This window comes from Pseudomonas sp. TMW22090 (assembly GCF_022496665.1).
Taxonomy (GTDB): domain Bacteria; phylum Pseudomonadota; class Gammaproteobacteria; order Pseudomonadales; family Pseudomonadaceae; genus Aquipseudomonas; species Aquipseudomonas gregormendelii.
This window is the reverse complement of the sequence record NZ_SCFH01000001.1, coordinates 490289-505006: the sequence shown is the minus strand read 5'-3', so window position 1 is coordinate 505006 and position 14718 is coordinate 490289. Positions and strand designations below refer to the sequence as shown.

Annotated in this window: 14 protein-coding genes and 3 tRNA genes; 11 read left to right on the top strand and 6 right to left on the bottom strand. The window is 59.3% G+C overall.

The genetic code is table 11. The features are described 5' to 3' along the window. Nucleotides 1-154: 154 nt before the first annotated feature. The 8 genes from modA (at nucleotide 155) to EQV97_RS02330 (ending at nucleotide 7031) form a co-directional block, all read left to right on the top strand. Nucleotides 155-922 (top strand): molybdate ABC transporter substrate-binding protein, encoded by a 768-nt coding sequence (gene modA, locus EQV97_RS02365; protein WP_122840611.1) that lies wholly within the window; start codon nucleotides 155-157, stop codon nucleotides 920-922. Then, a complete protein-coding gene (gene modB, locus EQV97_RS02360; RefSeq protein WP_122840612.1) occupies nucleotides 923-1603 on the top strand; it encodes a molybdate ABC transporter permease subunit in 681 nt (226 codons plus the stop codon). Between the two features lie 3 nt (nucleotides 1604-1606). Then, on the top strand, nucleotides 1607-2686 hold the full coding sequence (modC, locus tag EQV97_RS02355) for a molybdenum ABC transporter ATP-binding protein (protein ID WP_122840613.1): 1080 nt from the start codon (nucleotides 1607-1609) through the stop codon (nucleotides 2684-2686). Nucleotides 2687-2761: 75 nt separating this feature from the next. After that, the gene (locus tag EQV97_RS02350; RefSeq protein WP_122840614.1) at nucleotides 2762-3808 is read left to right on the top strand and encodes a DNA topoisomerase IB; all 1047 of its coding nucleotides are present in this window, start codon (nucleotides 2762-2764) and stop codon (nucleotides 3806-3808) included. 140 nt (nucleotides 3809-3948) lie between these two features. Then, on the top strand, nucleotides 3949-5679 hold the full coding sequence (locus EQV97_RS02345) for an ABC-F family ATP-binding cassette domain-containing protein (RefSeq protein WP_240888302.1): 1731 nt from the start codon (nucleotides 3949-3951) through the stop codon (nucleotides 5677-5679). A 33-nt stretch (nucleotides 5680-5712) separates the two neighbouring features. After that, nucleotides 5713-5934, top strand: coding sequence for a hypothetical protein (locus EQV97_RS02340; protein WP_045058297.1), 222 nt, complete (start codon nucleotides 5713-5715; stop codon nucleotides 5932-5934). Between the two features lie 112 nt (nucleotides 5935-6046). After that, nucleotides 6047-6277, top strand: a complete 231-nt coding sequence (locus EQV97_RS02335; protein WP_046038414.1) for a hypothetical protein — start codon at nucleotides 6047-6049, stop codon at nucleotides 6275-6277. A 328-nt stretch (nucleotides 6278-6605) separates the two neighbouring features. Beyond that, nucleotides 6606-7031 (top strand): hypothetical protein, encoded by a 426-nt coding sequence (locus tag EQV97_RS02330; protein WP_122840616.1) that lies wholly within the window; start codon nucleotides 6606-6608, stop codon nucleotides 7029-7031. Nucleotides 7032-7144: 113 nt separating this feature from the next. On the opposite strand, the gene EQV97_RS02325 is transcribed toward EQV97_RS02330, so the two are convergent. After that, a tRNA-Leu gene (locus EQV97_RS02325) sits at nucleotides 7145-7231 on the bottom strand. Between the two features lie 690 nt (nucleotides 7232-7921). Here EQV97_RS02325 and EQV97_RS02320 point away from each other — a divergent pair. Beyond that, nucleotides 7922-9004 (top strand): acyltransferase, encoded by a 1083-nt coding sequence (locus EQV97_RS02320; RefSeq protein WP_122840617.1) that lies wholly within the window; start codon nucleotides 7922-7924, stop codon nucleotides 9002-9004. A gap of 72 nt (nucleotides 9005-9076) precedes the next feature. On the opposite strand, the gene EQV97_RS02315 is transcribed toward EQV97_RS02320, so the two are convergent. The 5 genes from EQV97_RS02315 to uvrY all read right to left on the bottom strand — a co-directional run bounded on the left by EQV97_RS02315 (nucleotide 9077) and on the right by uvrY (nucleotide 12396). Then, nucleotides 9077-9150, bottom strand: a tRNA-Cys gene (locus EQV97_RS02315). A gap of 47 nt (nucleotides 9151-9197) precedes the next feature. Continuing rightward, a tRNA-Gly gene (locus EQV97_RS02310) sits at nucleotides 9198-9273 on the bottom strand. Between the two features lie 63 nt (nucleotides 9274-9336). Then, nucleotides 9337-9897 (bottom strand): CDP-diacylglycerol--glycerol-3-phosphate 3-phosphatidyltransferase, encoded by a 561-nt coding sequence (pgsA, locus tag EQV97_RS02305; RefSeq protein ID WP_122840618.1) that lies wholly within the window; start codon nucleotides 9895-9897, stop codon nucleotides 9337-9339. 32 nt (nucleotides 9898-9929) lie between these two features. Further along, complete coding sequence (gene uvrC / locus EQV97_RS02300; RefSeq protein ID WP_122840693.1) at nucleotides 9930-11753, bottom strand: excinuclease ABC subunit UvrC; 1824 nt, start codon at nucleotides 11751-11753, stop codon at nucleotides 9930-9932. Between the two features lies 1 nt (nucleotide 11754). Continuing rightward, nucleotides 11755-12396, bottom strand: a complete 642-nt coding sequence (uvrY, locus tag EQV97_RS02295; RefSeq protein ID WP_082069126.1) for a UvrY/SirA/GacA family response regulator transcription factor — start codon at nucleotides 12394-12396, stop codon at nucleotides 11755-11757. A gap of 678 nt (nucleotides 12397-13074) precedes the next feature. On the opposite strand from uvrY, the gene EQV97_RS02290 reads away from it, so the two are divergent. Both EQV97_RS02290 and EQV97_RS02285 read left to right on the top strand, forming a co-directional pair. Then, on the top strand, nucleotides 13075-14142 hold the full coding sequence (locus EQV97_RS02290) for a 3-deoxy-7-phosphoheptulonate synthase (protein ID WP_240888301.1): 1068 nt from the start codon (nucleotides 13075-13077) through the stop codon (nucleotides 14140-14142). 227 nt (nucleotides 14143-14369) lie between these two features. Continuing rightward, nucleotides 14370-14651 carry a peptidylprolyl isomerase gene (locus EQV97_RS02285; protein ID WP_045058291.1) on the top strand — a complete coding sequence of 94 codons (282 nt, stop codon included), beginning with the start codon at nucleotides 14370-14372 and terminating at the stop codon, nucleotides 14649-14651. Nucleotides 14652-14718 lie beyond the last annotated feature (67 nt).

Here is a 14718-nt window from a genome sequence, read left to right as displayed (position 1 = left end):
GCCGCCTCACTCTGTAGGAGCTGGCGAAGGCGCCTACGGGAATCCTTCTCGGCAACATGTATACAATCGAGTTCCGTTTGCAGGTATTTCGCTATATATTTCGCTACATAGCGTTTAGTACCCACTGCTGTACCTGCCCGTCACGGAGCCGTTCATGACCCCTCGCGCCTCACGTTTTGCCCCTGCTGCCCTTATGAGCCTGCTGGCTGTCTGCACGGCTGGATCGGCCCAGGCCGACGAAGTCCAGGTCGCGGTCGCGGCCAATTTCACCGCCCCCCTCCAGGCGATCGCTGCCGATTTCGAGAAAGACACCGGTCACAAGCTGATAGCTGCCTACGGCGCCACCGGCCAGTTCTACGCCCAGATAAAGAATGGCGCGCCCTTCGAAGTGTTCCTGTCAGCCGATGACAGCACGCCGCAGAAGCTTGAAAACGAGGGCGATACCGTCAAGGGCTCACGTTTCACCTACGCCATTGGCACCCTGGCGCTTTGGTCGGCCAAGGACGGATACGTCGACAGCCAGGGCAAAGTCCTTAGCGATAACCAGTATCAGCATCTGGCCATCGCCAACCCGAAAGCTGCGCCGTACGGGCTGGCGGCTACCCAAGTGCTGGCCCGGCTGGGCCTGACCGATCAAGTCAAAGCCAGGATCGTCGAAGGCCAGAACATCACCCAGGCTTACCAATTTGTGTCCACCGGCAACGCCGAGCTCGGTTTCGTCGCCTTGTCGCAGGTTTACAAAGACGGCAAAGTGTCCGGCGGCTCGGCCTGGATCGTTCCGGCGGACATGCATGACCCGATCAAGCAGGACGCGGTGATCCTCAACAAGGGCAAGGACAATCCAGCCGCCAAGGCGCTGGTTGACTACCTCAAGGGGCCGAAAGCCGCTGCCGTTATCAAATCCTACGGTTATCAACTTTAAATGAGCCTGACCAGTGCCGATTTTGCCGCCATCTGGCTGACCCTGAAACTGGCGTCGCTGACGACGGTCATCCTGTTGGTGATCGGCACTCCGATCGCGTTGTGGCTGTCGCGTACCACCTCCTGGCTACGCGGTCCGGTCGGGGCGATCGTCGCCCTGCCCCTGGTCTTGCCCCCTACGGTGATTGGTTTTTACCTGTTGATCGCGCTGGGCCCCCACGGTGTTGTCGGCCAGCTCACCCAATCACTCGGGCTCGGCACCCTGACCTTCAGTTTTGCCGGCCTGGTGATTGGCTCGGTGCTCTATTCCATGCCATTCGTGGTGCAACCCCTGCAAAATGCTTTTGCCGCTATCGGTACGCGGCCACTGGAAGTGGCTGCGACGCTGCGGGCCAATCCCTGGGACACTTTTTTCAGCGTAATCCTGCCCCTGGCACGTCCCGGTTTCATCACGGCAGCCATTCTCGGCTTTGCCCATACGGTCGGCGAGTTCGGAGTCGTACTGATGATCGGCGGCAACATCCCGGACAAAACCCGGGTGGTCTCGGTACAAATCTACGACCATGTCGAAGCGATGGAATACGCCCAGGCCCATTGGCTGGCCGGGGCGATGCTGGTCTTTTCGTTTGCCGTGTTGCTGGCGCTCTACTCCAGCCGCAAGACCCGCGCGGGCTGGAGCTGATCGATGATTGATATGCGCTTGAAACTGGACTATCCGGGGTTTGCCCTGGACGTCGATCTGCAATTGCCCGGCCGTGGCGTGACGGCGCTGTACGGACATTCCGGCTCCGGGAAGACCACCTGCCTGCGGTGCATCGCCGGGCTGGAGAAGGCTGGTCAGGCTTTTATCCAGGTCAATGATGAAGTCTGGCAAGACAGCGCGAAGGGGGTTTTCGTGCCAGCACACAAGCGCGCCCTGGGCTATGTGTTCCAGGAAGCGAGCCTGTTTCCGCATCTGTCGGTGCTGGCCAATCTGCAGTTCGGCCTCAAGCGCATTCCCGCCTCCCAGCGGCGGGTCGACATGACGCACGCGACCGAGCTGCTGGGCATTGGCCATCTGCTTGATCGACATCCGCAGAACCTGTCGGGCGGCGAGCGCCAGCGCATCGGCATAGCCCGCGCATTGCTCACCAGTCCCCGGCTGCTTTTGATGGACGAGCCACTCGCGGCGCTCGACAGTCAGCGCAAGAACGAGATCCTGCCGTACCTGCAGCGCCTGCACGACGAACTGGAAATCCCCGTCCTGTACGTCAGCCACTCACAGGATGAAGTGTCGCGCCTGGCCGACCATATTGTTCTGCTAAGCGATGGCAAGGCCCTGGCCAGCGGACCGATCGGCGCCACCCTGGCGCGTCTCGACCTGCCGCTCGCGTTGGGAGACGAAGCAGGCGTGGTGATCGAGGGCCTGGTTGTCGCCTACGATGCCCACTACCAGTTGCTGACACTGCAACTGCCCGCCTGCGACATGAACATTCGCGTAGCGCACTCGCCAATGACCCTGGGCCAGGCGCTGCGGTGCAAGGTGCAGGCACGAGATGTCAGCCTGAGCCTGCACGCCGCCGAGCACAGCAGCATTCTCAATCGCCTGCCCGTCACGGTGATCAGTGAAATGCCCGCGGACAATGCCGCTCACGTTTTGATACGCCTGGAAGCCGGTGGCACGCCGCTGCTGGCGCGCATCACGCGTTACTCCCGGGACCAGTTGGGTGTGCATCCCGGCCAGCAATTGTGGGCGCAGATCAAGGCGGTGGCGGTGCTGGCTTAAATTCGCCGGCACCACTGCGATTGCGTGCGGTCAATCGCTGTAACGGCCAATTGATTGCAAGCCAGGACTACCGCCATGCCCGATACCGATCTGCCCGTTGCGTTGCCTCCCGATCTGCACTATGTCGATGACACGCAACCTGGAATCACCCGCCGGAAACTACGCGGCAAGTTCTGCTACTTCGACTCGACCGGCCAGCGCATCACCGATCCGGACGAGGTCAAACGCATCAATGCCCTCGCGGTGCCGCCGGCCTACACCGACGTGTGGATCTGCGCCGATCCACGCGGCCATCTGCAGGCCACCGGACGTGATGCACGGGGTCGCAAGCAGTATCGTTATCATGCGCGCTGGCGTGAAGTACGCGACGCCGACAAATACTCACGCCTCAGAGATTTCGGCCTGGCTTTGCCCAAGTTACGCAAGCAACTTGAAGCATTGCTCGAGGCTCCCGGCTTCAGCCGTGACAAGGTCATGGCCACCGTAATCACCTTGCTTGACGCGACACTGATCCGCGTCGGTAACACTCAATACGCCCGGGACAACCGCTCCTACGGCCTGACGACCCTGCGCAGCCGCCATGTTGAAGTCAACGGCAGTGCGATCCTGTTCCAGTTCCGCGGCAAGAGCGGCGTAGAGCATCAGATCACCGTCAAGGACCGGCGCCTGGCGCGAATAATCAAGCGCTGCCTGGAGATACCCGGACAGAACCTGTTCCAGTATCTGGACGAAAACGGTGAGCGCCGCACGGTGAGTTCTTCAGACGTAAACGCCTATCTGCAAACGCTCACCGGCGCCGACTTCACCGCCAAGGATTACCGCACCTGGGCCGGCAGCGCGCTGGCGTTGTCGGTGTTGCGCGAATTGCACTGGGAGCCGGAATCGGACGCCAAGCGCCACGTGGTTGAAATGGTGAAAAATGTCGCCAAACAACTGGGCAATACCCCGGCGGTGTGCCGTAAGTGCTACATCCATCCGGCAGTACTGGAGCATTTTCTCCTCGGCGCCCTGGCTGAACTGCCGAGACCCAGAACCCGCAAGGGGCTGCGAGCCGAGGAAGTCGGATTGGCCATGTTCCTGGAAAAAATGGTCGAAGCAACGCAGAACGCCGACTTGCGATAACCCTCGAAGGGCGAGTAGGCTAGCCACCTCCGCTCTCTCAGGTTGACCTTTGACGTGAACAACTAAGCCTTCCAGAAATGTGTTCGCGACAAGCCGCCCATGGCGCTTGTTGATCTTCTCGACATTTTCCGGAGGTGCCGATGACTCACGTCACGCGTCTGCCTGCACTCGTTTCCCTGAACCAACTGGGCTTTCAATTCGCCGATGGCGAGACAGTTTTTCACGATCTCAATTTAAGCTTTGATCACGTCCACACGGCCATCGTCGGTCGCAACGGCAGTGGCAAGAGCGTGCTGGCGCGACTGATTGCCGGACAGCTGCAACCCTGCTCGGGCACCCTGACGGTTCAGGGTCAGGTGGCCTATGTGGCGCAATCGTTTACCGATGCGCCGGGACACACTGTCGCCGATGCCACTGGCACCCGTGAAGTGTTGCAAGCGTTGGCCAGAGTCGAGCTTGGGCACTTCGACGAGGCGGACCTGCAAGCCCTGGCCGGGCGCTGGGACCTGGCTGCCCGCCTGCGCAGGCGACTCGACGAGGCGGGGCTTTGCCACGTCAACCCGGATACGCCCACCCAAACCTTGAGCGGGGGCCAGCGGGCGCGGATCGGGCTGATCGGCGCGTTTCTGCGTGAGGCACAACTGATCGTCCTGGATGAGCCCACCAACCACCTGGACGACCAAGGGCGTAGTTGGCTGATGAATCAGTTCGCACAGTGGCGCGGTGGCCTGATCGTGGTCAGCCATGATCGGCACCTGCTGAGCCGTTTTGCCCGAATCGTCGAAATCAGCCCACTCGGCGCCAGGCTCTTTGGCGGTAATTATCGCGAGTTTCAGGCGAAGCGAGAGCTTGACCAAGCTGCGGCAAGCGCAAAGCTCGATCAGGCCCGTGCCGAGCGCAAACGCGAGACCAGCCGCCTGCAGCGCGAGCATGACGCTGTGCAGCGACATGCTGCCTCTACCCGAAGAAAAGCGGGCATCGCCAACGTCTCGGGCTTCGAACGGGGAAAAATCAAGAGCGCGGCCAGGGATGCCATGGGTCCGGTCCGCCAGGCGCATCAAGCGCGCAAAGACGGCCTGGCGGCCAGGGTACGCGATGCCAGCGCCAACGTTGTGGTCCAGGAAAGTCTCCTGGTCAACTTGCTCGGCAGCCGGGTGCCGGCCGGTCGCCAGGTACTGACACTGGTCGATGTGCACCTGGACAACCCCGGAACGACCCAATACGCAGTGGATGACATGGGCCACGCCGCTGTAGGAGCGGCGGCCGGCCTGACCTTGGCCATCGCAGGCCCGGTACGCATTGCCGTCAGCGGGCCCAACGGTTGCGGTAAAACCACCCTGTTGCGCACGCTGGCCGGGCACATCGCCCCGCGCCGTGGCCAGTGCCTGACCCACGTCCCGTGCGTCTTGCTCGATCAGCACCTGGCATTACTCGATGACCAGCGCTGCGTGCTCGAACAACTGCATGCGCTCGATACCCCGATACCAGAAGACAGGCTGCGTAACCACTTGGCGCACTTAAACCTGAATGCCGACCGAGTCACGCGACCCAGTTGTTCGCTGAGCGGCGGCGAGCGCCTGAAGGCCGCCATCGCCATCGCGTGCTGGCGCAAGACGCCTGCGCAGTTACTACTGCTCGATGAGCCTACCAATCACCTTGACCTTGAGTCCGTAGAAGCTTTTGAGACAGCCCTGCAGAATTTTCCCGGCGCCATTGTCGCAGCCTCCCATGACGCACATTTCCTCGCCGCACTGGCGCCGACCCACCTCCTCAAATGGCACCCGCAGGGCTGGTTGCTGGCACCGAATATGCCGCACCCGCAGAGCTTTGGCCCTGCGGATTTTTTGCACGATTGCAAATGGCTTCTATAGTTGATGTGAACAAGAATCTGCAGCGGTGGAGCCATGGAAGACATATTCGTCGTCAAGCGGTGCAACAAGATCATCATCCACGGACGCCGAGCCGGTGAAGTCAGCCATGCGCCACCCGATGCCTCGGTCTGGTACAGGGTGACAGACACCCGCACCCGCGGCTTCATCGGCGACGGATTCGATTTGGAAGAAGACGCGCGCCGTGAATGTCAGCGTCTCAATGACAGGTCCCGTGTGACGGTCCGACAGGGCTGAAGTACGGGTCTATACTTGAAGCGCTGACGGAGCGGCTTACCCATCGACAGCCTGCTCGCACCTTGCGGGTTGTTTGCTGTCATCTACCAGGTTTCTTGAACGGAGGTGTGTCATGTCCGAAAAAGAGTCCATCACCACCCTGCTTACCCTGCTTGATTCACGCCAGGCGCGACTGGCGGCTGCGTGCAAGGAAATTGCCGACTGGGTCGATCATCAAGGCGGGCACCCAACTGCCCTGCGAATCCGCGATCGGCTCAATGACATTGAAAAAGACACGCCGCTCATCCGCAACACCCTGTCCTCACTGCAACCGGTTGACAGGCCGCTGCCGCGCTTCAGGTAGTAAGCACTGGACGCCCCGATGCAAGCGCTGTTCTGATTCAGGACGCATTAACGGCGACGTCACCGTCACCGGATGCGTCCTTGCCTGATTGAAATTGACCTCTTTTTATCCGCTAGGCCTTGCGCCGCTCTTTTCACGTCCCTTTCACATCGAGTGCCCTACAGTGGCTTCACTCCTTTGACGAATCCCCTTGGCCCGCCCGCATGCGGGTCATTTTTTTGCCCGGGATTCAGTAGGCGCCCAATCCAATGGAACGAGGCCGTTCAGCGCTTTTCAAACTCCATATGCCCCCGAATTGACCCTGGGGCGCTTCGGAGAGGAAATCCCGATGAACAGTAAACTCCTGCTTTTGCTCGCCTGCCTGAGCCCAGGCATGGTGGTAGCCCAAGGATGCGACGTCACCACAAGATCACAGAGCCCTTCCGTGCCGGTGGTCGAATCCCACACCTGTTATGAATACGAAGGCATGCCGGTAGATGCCATCGACTGGTCCTGCAGCAATGAAAGCCGGGAAATGCTGACCAGCACCAAGAAGAAGGTCCAGCAGTGTGGCGATCACTACCAGGCCACCTGCCTTGCAACCCTCACCCAGGAATCCCTGGCCAACCCGCAATCAACCAGCAAGGACAAGGACAGCCAGTCCATTAACATCCCTGACAATGCGAAAATCAGCACCTTCTATTACGGAGCCGAGAATCTGCGGCAATCGAAGATCGACTGCGAGAGCGGCGGTGGCAGCTGGAAAGCCAAGTAGCGGATTCATTTCGCCCGGTCTGGACCATCGACCCTCACGCAAAAGGCAAAGGTTTATGGAGGCGCAACAAAAAAGGCTTGCATGAAGTATCTCATGCAAGCCCTTGATATATGTGGTGCCCGAAGCCGGAATCGAACCGGCACGCCCTTACGAGCGGGGGATTTTAAGTCCCATGCGTCTACCAGTTTCGCCATTCGGGCGGTAGCGCGGTCAAGCAGCCTGAATTTCACCAGTCATTCCTGGCAGATCCGACGCTTGTGCAGCAGAGGTGGGAATATATACATCCCGAACGTGTGAAGCAAGTTCACAAGCCTCTTTTTCGAGACTAAATCTTGCAATCTTGCTGGTTAAATCTCTTGGCAAATCATGGATCTACGGCGCAATACTCGAGCAGCAGGTGCAGTCGCGCGCTGGCGAGGGAGACCCGCAACGGTTCCAATGCGTGCTCCACCCCCGGCTGATTCCGCCAAAAAGCACCGGCTGGCATAAATTGCACAGTGGCTGCTTATGAAACACCGATGTAGCACTTACCGCTCATTATTGAGGTATTGAGTTCTGAAGATTATTTTCTGGCGTCATTATTGAGTCGATCGTCCATTCGTCACCACTCCACAAACCGCCTTGCTCTTTCAAAGAGCGCTGCTAACGTGTTATCACGCCGCGCGATTTGGTTAAGCCGTCACCTGAAAATGGTAACTATCATTAGCCGCCATGTTGGCGTGTTGTCTATGGCAACTCGATGCTATGCACTGTTTAACGCTCGGCTTTTCGCATGTTTGCTTTGCACGTATTACGGCCAAGCGTATTTGTATTATTAGACTGCGCCAGCCATATCGCCTTCCCCTCTTATTCGACGCCACCTTCCGAGCCACACTGATCAGGGTCTCGCCATGAATTCCTCGCTGCAGGCTCCAACCGACAAGCTCGAAAGCGTTCAAATGCTGCGCGCTATCGCAGCACTCGCCGTGGTGTTTTTTCATATTCCTTTGTTTCGCAATGGCGACTGGGGCGTTGATATCTTTTTTGTCATCAGCGGTTTTATCATGGCCATGGTCACCGCTAAATCAGGCAGCCACTTTTTTATTAAAAGAATTATCCGTGTCGTTCCGTTGTATTGGCTCGGCACCTTCGGTGTATTCGCAGTTGCCTTGTTGTTGCCGAGCTTGCTCGACAACACTACAGCCGATAGCGTCGGGCTGCTTAAATCGCTGTTCTTCATTCCGTACCAGAAAGGCGAGTACGTTCAGCCGCTGTTGTACTTGGGCTGGACTCTGAACTACGAAATGTTCTTTTATGCCTTGTTCGCCATTTCCATGGCCATCAGCCACCGTTACCGCCTGCTTATTTGCTCGGCCCTGCTTCTGGCATTGGTGGTGGCGGGCCACCTGGTGGCGTTTGACGCGCTAGTGGCCCAGTTCTACACCCAGCAGATCCTCGCCGAGTTCGTCCTTGGCATGGGCTGCTACGCTTTCTACGCCCGCACCGCCCCGTGGCGTGCCGACGGCACGACTAACGCCGCGCGCACTGTGCTCATCCTGATCGGCCTGGTGGCTCTGGTGTACATGCCCTTTGCCGTCGACTTGACCCACTGGCTGGGACGCGGGCTCGCCTGGGGTATCCCGGCTGCAGTTGTATTTCTCACACTGGTGCACGGGTTGTCGGGGCTGAATTTGCCTGGGTGGGTGGTATTGATCGGCGATGCCAGTTACTCCCTGTATCTGTTCCACCCGTACGTACTGAAGGTCTTCAACAAGGTGTTCCATGTTTTCGACGAGCCTGGCGCCCTCGCCTATCTGATGACGCCCGTAAGCATCGTTCTGTGCTGCATCGTGGCAATCGGTATTTACCGCTTGGTGGAGCTTCCAATGACCCACTGGCTGCGGGTCATATTCCTCGACAGAAGGAAGCTGCCCAGCCAGCCGCCGGTCTTGCCCATGGGGGCGGCGAGTCATAAGAGCGGTGTGGAAGGCTGATACGCTCAACCACCGCACTTTCCCGAAGCAAAAAAAAACCCGTAACTCACTGAGTTACGGGTTTTTTAATAGTGGAGGCCGAGGTCGGAATCGAACCGGCGTAGGTGGATTTGCAATCCACTGCATAACCATTTTGCTACTCGGCCTCAAAACATTTGGTGTCGTGTAGCGCAACATCAAATGTGTACAAACTTGGAGCGGGAAACGAGACTCGAACTCGCGACCCCGACCTTGGCAAGGTCGTGCTCTACCAACTGAGCTATTCCCGCGTCTTGGTGTGGCGCATTCTATAGAATCCAGAAGCCCCGTCAACCCCTTGATTCAAAAAAGTTTTATTTCTTTTCAACCTCGGTCTTCAGATGTGGCCAGGCAGCCCGCAGGTACTGGACCATCGACCACAAAGTCAGGCCGGCAGATACCAGCAACAGCGCGTAACCCACCAGCACCCAGAAGGTGAAATCCGATGGATTGGCCAGCAGGATCACCAGCGCGAGCATTTGCGCGGCGGTTTTCCACTTGCCCAGGTTCGACACCGCCACATGTGCGCGGGCGCCGAGTTCAGCCATCCACTCGCGCAATGCCGAAACGACAATTTCACGACCGATAATCACGGCCGCCGGCAGCGTGAGCCACAGGTTGCCATGCTCTTGCACCAGCAGCACCAGCGCGACGGCGACCATCAGCTTGTCGGCCACGGGATCGAGAAACGCCCCGAACGGTGTGCTTTGCTCCAGACGGCGGGCCAGATACCCGTCCAGCCAGTCCGTCGCGGCGGCAAATGCGAACACCGACGCGGAGGCCATATAGCTCCACTGGTAAGGCAGGTAGAACAGCAAAATAAAGATCGGGATGAGCAGGACGCGTAGAACGGTAATCAGATTAGGGATATTCATCGGCACAACTGGCTACGAGGTGAGGTGGCATTCTACTCGCTGTGCAGATTTGCATAAATCAACTCTGCGAGCTTTTTACTGATTCCGGGTGCTTTGGCGATCTCTTCGATGCTGGCACGAGACAGCTCCTGCAATCCACCAAAATGTTTCAACAAATCACGACGACGGGTTGGCCCGACTCCGGCTACGCCTTCCAGCGTAGATGTCCGACGGGTTTTACCACGTCGGGCACGGTGACCGGTAATGGCAAACCGGTGGGCTTCGTCACGAATCTGCTGGATAAGGTGCAGCGCGGGTGAATCGCCGCGCAGGGTGAACTCATGGGCCGCATCGTTGAGATACAGGGTTTCAAACCCGGCCTTGCGGGTTGCGCCCTTGGCCACGCCCAACAGGATGAGGTCGGGCACCGCCAGTTCGTTGAGCACGTCCCTGGCCATGGAGAGCTGGCCCTTGCCCCCGTCCACCAGCAGGATGTCCGGCAGCTTGCCGTCCCCGTCCTTCAGCTTGCTGAAGCGCCGGGTCAGGGCCTGGTGCATGGCCGCGTAGTCATCGCCTGCAGTCACGCCTTCAATGTTGTAGCGTCGGTAGTCGGACTTGATCGGCCCTTCGGGGCCGAACACCACGCAAGACGCCACGGTCGCTTCGCCGCTGGAGTGGCTGATGTCGTAGCACTCCAGGCGTTGCGGCGGCTCGTCCAGGTTCAGTACTTCTGCCAAGGCATCGAAACGTGCTGCAACATGTTGCCGATTGGCCAGCCGTGCGCCCAGGGCCTGTTCGGCGTTGGTGACCGCCAATTGCTGCCAGCGTGCTCGGGTGCCACGCACCCGATGACTGATGGACAACTCACGACCACGCAGCTCTTCAATGGCGGCGATCAATGTCGGAAAGTCTTCGTGAACCACGTTGACGATCAATTCGCTGGGCAAGTCGCGCTCGGGACTGCTGATGAAGTAGTGCCCGAGAAAAGCCGCCATGACTTCTGAAACGTCTTCGTCGATACCCACCTGCGGAAAGAAATTCTTGCTGCCCAGGACCCGGCCTCCGCGCACGCTGATCAGGTGCACGCAAGCACCGCCCGGGTTGACGAACGCGGCGATGACGTCCACGTCACCGGTCCCGCCTTCCATGCTCTGCTGGTCCTGAACACGGCGCAGCAGGGAGATCTGGTCGCGCAGCTCAGCGGCGCGCTCGAATTCCAGATTGATCGCGGCTTCTTCCATGCCCGCGGACAATTCATCGGTCAACGCATTGCTGCGCCCCTCCAGGAACATGACCGAGTGCCTGACGTCTTCGGCATACACTTCGGGCTCCACCAGGCCGACACACGGCGCCTTGCAGCGCTTGATCTGGTACTGCAGGCACGGTCGCGTACGGTTCTTGTAGTAGCTGTCTTCACACTGGCGAACAAAAAAAGTCTTCTGCAGCAGGCTCAGGCTTTCGCGGATGGCGCCGGCACTGGGGTAAGGACCGAAGTACTTGCCCTTGGCCTTTTTTGCGCCGCGATGAATGCTGAGCCTTGGAAACTGGCCATCCGAAAGGAACACATACGGATAGGACTTATCGTCGCGCATCAGGATGTTGTAGGGCGGTCGCCATTCCTTGATCAACGTCTGCTCGAGCAACAGCGCCTCGGTTTCGTTGGCCGTGATGGTCGTCTCGACCTGGGCAATACGCGCGACCAGCGCGGCCGTCTTTGGTGCGAGCCCCGACTTGCGAAAGTAGCTCGACAGCCGACTCTTGAGGTTCTTGGCTTTGCCGACGTAGAGCAGGCGCGCATCGCTGTCGAACATGCGATAGACACCGGGGCGTCCACTGACCGTGGACAGAAAAGCGCTGGGATCGAAAGTTTCAGTCATTTCAGAGGCTGGCATCGACCATGCCGTGACGAACCGCCAACAGCGTCAGCTCGACGTCACTGCTGATCGAAAGCTTTTCGAAAATGCGGTATCGGTAGGTGTTGACGGTTTTCGGGGACAGGCACAATTTATCGGAGATGATCTGCACCTTCTGGCACCCGACAATCATCAGCGCAATCTGGATTTCCCGCTCGGACAAGGCGTCGAACGGTGAATCGCTGGTGGGCTGGAACGATTTGATCGCCAGTTGCTGGGCAATTTGCGGACTGATGTAGCGCTGCCCGGCAAACACCAGGCGGATGGCCTGGACCATTTCCGGCAGCCCGGCACCCTTGGTCAGGTACCCCGCCGCCCCGGCCTGCAACAACCGGGTAGGAAACGGATCTTCCTCGCACACGGTCACCGCGACCACCTTGATGTCGGGATGGCTGCGCAACAGCTTGCGCGTGGCTTCCAGGCCGCCGATACCGGGCATCTTGACGTCCATGAGGACCACATCGGGTTTCAACTCGCGCGCCTTGAGCAGGGACTCTTCCCCTGACTCGGCCTGGCCGACTACTTGCAGGCCATCGATGTCAGCCAGCATTCGTGTAATGCCTGTACGAACAAGATCATGGTCATCGACTACTAGCACCCTAATCAAGCAGACACCTCACGCAATGGTCTTGTTGGTTGCCGGACACCTTAGCAAAAAGCGACTCCCAGACCTAGCGCCAAGCGCCAACTAAAAAGTTTCAATACGTCTTGGGAGGCTTGTCGCCTGCGCGTTTCAGCGAATCCTGAGGCGGCGCGCAATTTCTGATTGAAACCGCCTGCCCGCCTCTAGTAAGCTCCGGGCATCCATCGGAGACAGACCATGTTCAACACCCTTTCACAGCTTCGCACCACCAGCGCCCTGCGCTCGGTTGCGGCTGCCCGGGTGAATGACACGTGCGCTCCGGTCAGCTTTTATTTTGGGTATTGGTTTAGCCACTGGCGCGCCTGATACCCACACGGCGCCCACTTGAAACGGGTCGCCACCAGAGATTTCTCAACCCCCGGTCGGCCTCCCGACCGGGGGTTTTGTTTTTTCAGCTCCATACATTTTTAGCGTCACTCCAGACACCACGAGGGTTACCCAATGAACTACGCCACTTATTACCGTTACGACACTTTTACCGCCTGGCGATTTACCAGCCTCCGCTCGGGACAGCCTGCCGCCTCCGATCGGTCACCCACAGGTGGCAAGCACACACACGCAGCCAATCCGGCTAATTGTCGAACACCCCAGTAGGGCCGAGCGCGCGGGAACGAACCCGCCCCTCGTCCAGGAAGCCTGAATATGAACTCGTCCGTCTCCGCCATGCCGCTGTCCACCCTGAGCCCTGCCAACGAAGCGCTGACCCTGCGCCTGCCAAGCTCGTTGCAACTCAAGCAGCAATTGCCCCTCAGCCACACCCTGACGCAGCAAGTCGCCGCCCATCGCGACGCGGTCCGGGCGATCCTCAACGGTGAAGACTCCCGTTTGCTGGTGATCGTCGGTCCCTGCTCGATCCACGACCCGCAATCAGCCCTCGAATACGCCGCGAACCTTGCACGTCTCGCCACGGAAGTCAGTGACGAGATGCTGCTGGTCATGCGCGCCTACGTCGAAAAACCCCGTACGACCGTTGGCTGGAAAGGCCTGGCCTACGATCCGGAACTCGATGGCAGCGACGACATGGCCGGCGGCCTGGCGCTGTCGCGGGAATTGATGCGCGAAATGCTTCGGCTCGGTTTGCCGGTCGCCACCGAGTTGCTGCAACCGATGGCGGCAGGCTACTTCGAAGACCTGCTGAGTTGGGTGGCCATAGGCGCGCGGACCACTGAGTCGCAGATACACCGGGAAATGGCCAGCGGCCTGAGCATGCCGGTCGGTTTCAAGAACGGCACCGATGGCGGCGTCGGCGTCGCCAGCGACGCGATGCGCTCAGCCGCCCACCCGCACCGCCATTTCGGCGTTGACAGCCAGGGGCACCCGGCAATCATCCAGACCCCGGGCAATCCGGACACTCATCTGGTGTTGCGCGGGGGCCATAGCGGCCCGAATTACGATCGCGCCAGCGTGGCCCAGGTGAACAGTGACCTCAGTCGCTTGAGGATCCCGACCCGGATCATGGTCGACTGCAGCCACGCCAACAGCGCAAAGGATCCGCTACGGCAACCGGCTGTGTTCAATGATGTGCTCGAACAACGCCTGCAAGGCGACCGCTCGCTGATTGGCATGATGATCGAGAGCCATTTATTCGAAGGCTGCCAGCCACTGGGCGCGGTACTGCGTTATGGCGTCTCGGTCACGGATGGGTGCCTGGGTTGGAGTGCAACCGAGCAATTGCTGCGCGAGGCGGCGCAAAAGCTGCGTAGGGGCTGAGTAGGCGCTGAGTAGGAGCTGTCGAGTGAAACGAGGCTGCGATCTTTTGATCCTGCCTCTTTCATGCCTACACACCCATTTTCGCCGTAACGAATCTGACCACCGCTCCGAACTGGCGGATTGCCTGCGCAAGACCGCCTCATAGAAACGATGGAACTTTGAGAAGAATTGGGCCACTGAGTCCGGTAGGCTCACCACTTTACTGAACATTGATTGGAGTTTTTCCCATGCCTAAAGCTACTGCCCGTCACATCCTCGTTGCCAGCGAAGCCAAGTGCAACGAACTGAAAACCCAGATCGAGGGCGGCGCAGACTTCGCCGAAGTCGCCAAAGCCAACTCCACTTGCCCTTCCAGCCGCCAGGGTGGCGACCTCGGTTCGTTCGGCCCGGGCCAGATGGTCAAGGAATTTGACACTGTAGTGTTCAGCGCACCGATCAACACGGTGCAAGGCCCGGTCAAGACCCAGTTTGGCTATCACCTGCTGGAAGTGACCAGCCGCCAGGACTGATCAGTCCGCGCAGCTTTCACCACGACGGCCCGCCCTTTGGTGGGCCGTCGTGTATGGGACGATCAAT

Coding starts and splice junctions, on each gene's coding strand:
- modA (WP_122840611.1), top strand. CDS start 155: ATGACCCCTCGCGCCTCACGTTTTGCCCCTGCTGCCCTTATGAGCCTG.
- modB (WP_122840612.1), top strand. CDS start 923: ATGAGCCTGACCAGTGCCGATTTTGCCGCCATCTGGCTGACCCTGAAA.
- modC (WP_122840613.1), top strand. CDS start 1,607: ATGATTGATATGCGCTTGAAACTGGACTATCCGGGGTTTGCCCTGGAC.
- EQV97_RS02350 (WP_122840614.1), top strand. CDS start 2,762: ATGCCCGATACCGATCTGCCCGTTGCGTTGCCTCCCGATCTGCACTAT.
- EQV97_RS02345 (WP_240888302.1), top strand. CDS start 3,949: ATGACTCACGTCACGCGTCTGCCTGCACTCGTTTCCCTGAACCAACTG.
- EQV97_RS02340 (WP_045058297.1), top strand. CDS start 5,713: ATGGAAGACATATTCGTCGTCAAGCGGTGCAACAAGATCATCATCCAC.
- EQV97_RS02335 (WP_046038414.1), top strand. CDS start 6,047: ATGTCCGAAAAAGAGTCCATCACCACCCTGCTTACCCTGCTTGATTCA.
- EQV97_RS02330 (WP_122840616.1), top strand. CDS start 6,606: ATGAACAGTAAACTCCTGCTTTTGCTCGCCTGCCTGAGCCCAGGCATG.
- EQV97_RS02320 (WP_122840617.1), top strand. CDS start 7,922: ATGAATTCCTCGCTGCAGGCTCCAACCGACAAGCTCGAAAGCGTTCAA.
- pgsA (WP_122840618.1), bottom strand. CDS start 9,897: ATGAATATCCCTAATCTGATTACCGTTCTACGCGTCCTGCTCATCCCG.
- uvrC (WP_122840693.1), bottom strand. CDS start 11,753: ATGACTGAAACTTTCGATCCCAGCGCTTTTCTGTCCACGGTCAGTGGA.
- EQV97_RS02290 (WP_240888301.1), top strand. CDS start 13,075: ATGAACTCGTCCGTCTCCGCCATGCCGCTGTCCACCCTGAGCCCTGCC.
- EQV97_RS02285 (WP_045058291.1), top strand. CDS start 14,370: ATGCCTAAAGCTACTGCCCGTCACATCCTCGTTGCCAGCGAAGCCAAG.